The sequence below is a fragment of the Secundilactobacillus oryzae JCM 18671 genome, from assembly GCF_000740055.1.
GTDB lineage: Bacteria > Bacillota > Bacilli > Lactobacillales > Lactobacillaceae > Secundilactobacillus > Secundilactobacillus oryzae.
The window spans coordinates 1-3,021 of sequence record NZ_BBJM01000061.1; the positions used below are offsets into that span (position 1 = coordinate 1).

Annotated in this window: 3 protein-coding genes; all 3 read left to right on the forward strand. The window is 35.1% G+C overall.

From position 1 onward, the window contains the following. Positions 1-249 (forward strand): protein rep (locus LOSG293_RS09600; protein ID WP_034529809.1); only part of this gene is annotated, 249 nt, incomplete at its 5' end. A 328-nt stretch (positions 250-577) separates the two neighbouring features. Next, entirely contained in the window at positions 578-1,063 is a 486-nt protein-coding gene (gene lnu(A), locus LOSG293_RS09605) for a lincosamide nucleotidyltransferase Lnu(A) (RefSeq protein ID WP_034529812.1), read from the forward strand. Between the two features lie 1,163 nt (positions 1,064-2,226). Next, the coding region (locus tag LOSG293_RS09615; RefSeq protein WP_051907292.1) for a protein rep at positions 2,227-3,021 on the forward strand (795 nt) is incomplete at its 3' end.

Consider the following 3,021-nt stretch of genomic DNA (forward strand, 5'->3'; position numbering starts at 1 on the left):
TATATGACCGCTGATGATGAGCAGAATTTAGCCGTTATTAAAGATTTGGAATATGCTTTAGCTGGGACACGCCAAATTAGTTATGGGGGTCTTTTTAAGCAGATTAAGCAAGATTTGCAATTAGAAGATGTCGAGAATGGTGATTTAGTTCATGTTGGCGATGAAGATTACACCAAAGAGCAAATGGAAGCTGCGGAAGAAGTTGTCGCAAAATGGGATTTTAATAAACAAAATTATTTTATTTGGTAAAGAGAATGTCAGGATATGATCAACGGTAAATCCGTTGGCATATCCCTTTTTTGTTGTCAGCTTGCTGACTTCTGATACAGGTTTTAGCATTGCTCCAATTTATTTGGAGTGTAAGTGCGCATTTCATGATAATGCGCACTTATACTCCTAAAAAGGTGTCGTGCTAAAACCGAAAATTGCGTGTTATAATCCAATATGCTTATTTTGCATTTTAAGGGGGTATTTAGAGCAAACTCTATATTTATATATGTTTCTTAAAACGCAAATATCAAGACAAGAAGAAACTCGTTTTCAACTCGTTTCAAATTCCTAAATTAGGAGGGGTAAAATGAAAATTGATAATGTAACAGAAAAGGATTTATTTTATATTTTAGACTTATTTGAAAAAATGGAAGTAATTCATTGGTTAGATGGAGGCTGGGGCGTAGATGTATTAACTGGAAAACAACAAAGAGAACACAGAGATATAGATATAGATTTTGACGCTCAACACACTCAAAAAGTTATAAAAAAATTAGAAGATATAGGATACAAAATAGAAGTTGATTGGATGCCTTCACGTATGGAACTTAAACATAAAGAATATGGATATTTAGATATTCATCCTATAAATTTAAATGATGATGGTTCCATTACTCAAGTAAACCCAGAAGGTGGCAATTACATCTTTCAAAATGAATGGTTTTCAGAAACTAATTATAAAGGTCGAAAAATACCATGCATTTCCAAAGAAGCTCAACTTCTTTTTCATTCCGGTTATGAATTAACAGAAAAAGACCATTTTGATATAAAAAATTTAAAATCAATAACTTAATTTCTTTATTCCAATTGCTTTATTGACGTTGAGCCTCCGAACCCTTAACGATCCCAAAACTTGCCGAATGGTCGGCTTAATAGCTCACGCTATGCCGACATTCGTCTGCAAGTTTAGTTAAGGGTTCTTCTCAACATCAATAAATTTTCTCGGCATAAATGCGTGCTTAAATTATGTATGTACCTATCCTTCGAATAAAAACCTAATCAAGCAATGAATAAATAATTATTATCCTTTGCTTTCATTCACACCATATTCAATACCTTAATTCTAAACATCTGAAATAATACGGATTTTTAAACATAATAAATTTCGTGACTATCTTAGTTAAACTCTATTTAATTAAGATTTTTTATTTTTCATTGTCCAAGGGTCCAAGGGCGCACTTACACACAACATGAAGTTGTGTTGTGCTAAACCCATCAAAACCTGTATTAGATTTCGCTTTGCTCAAACAAAACTGACTTGCGTCAGTTTGGAACATTCAAAAATAAATAAGTTCAGTCGCTAGCTCCTTCGAACTTTTTTATTTTTGAACGTTAATTTTAAAGGCTCTCATTTGCGTTCTAAGCGATTTTAGCTAACAGTTAGCTATCTAACTGTCTGTCAACGGTAAATCGACTTAGAGGGGCTTATTGAGCCTTACAGGCGATATTAGCCCCTCTTGGAGGCTTTAAGGAGTTGATAGACTAGACAATACCAAAAGCCTGACGTCTTGGAAAACAAGCCCTTGTTTTCCCGAGCCCAGCGGCGGCAAGCGTTACGATCCAGCTGGTTCAGCTGGTCAGTGTGGCTGAAAGCCACGGTTTAAAAAAAGCAGTTCAGCGGTTTTTGCTGATCTGCTTTTTGGGGTTTAAAAACGCCAATTTTTGGCGTTTTCTTCTTATCTTGATACTATTAGCAACAACTAGTTTTTTAAAATCAAGCTTGATTAGGCTTATATCCCTTGATATTACAGTGTTTTGTGATATTATGAGTTTATAAAATTAATATAAAATAAAAAACCCACGTGATATCTCTGATTTGGTCGTCCGAGCACGTGAGTTAATTATCATTCATAATTTGTAGTTATAGTTTAAGGAGAAAACCCTTTAATGTCAAGGCTTTAACCTTATTAAAAATGATAGTTAGCTCCTTCACGTGGTAAGCGGGAGGAGCTTTTTATGTCAGAAATTTTTGAAGATATTACAGATAATGGCAAAGTTAGACCTTGGCGAGAACGGAAGATTGAAAATGTCCGTTATGCCGAATATTTGGCAATCTTAGAATTTAAACGGGCACATGATATACGGGGTTGTGGCGAAGTTTTGCGTTTTCGCAAGATTGGTGATCATTTAAAGCTTTATCAAACGTGGTTTTGTCATAAGCGTTTGTGTCCGTTGTGCAATTGGAGAAAGAGTATGAAAAATTCGAGCCAATTAAAACAAATTATTGCGGAAGCAGTTGCAAGAGAGCCTAAAGGACGGTTTTTGTTTTTAACTTTAACCGTTAAAAACGCTCATTCAGCAGAGGAGTTAAAAGTGTCTTTAAGAGCTTTGACTAAAGCCTTTAATAAGCTAACTCGCTATAAAAAAGTGACTAAAAATTTATTGGGTTATTTACGTTCAACGGAAATTACCGTTAATGAACAAGATGGGTCATATAATCAACACTTGCATGTCTTATTATTCGTGAAATCAAGTTATTTTGTTGGCAATAATGTGAATTATATTAAGCAAGCAGAATGGGCAAAATTATGGCAAAAAGCCCTGAAAGTTGATTACGAGCCCATGGTGCATGTGCAAGCCGTGAAACCTAACAAGCGCCAAGGCTCTAATTCTTTACAAGCCAGTGCCGAAGAAACCGCTAAGTATGAGGTAAAATCTGCTGATTATATGACCGCTGATGATGAGCAGAATTTAGCCGTTATTAAAGATTTGGAATATGCTTTAGCTGGGACACGCCAAATTAGTTATGGG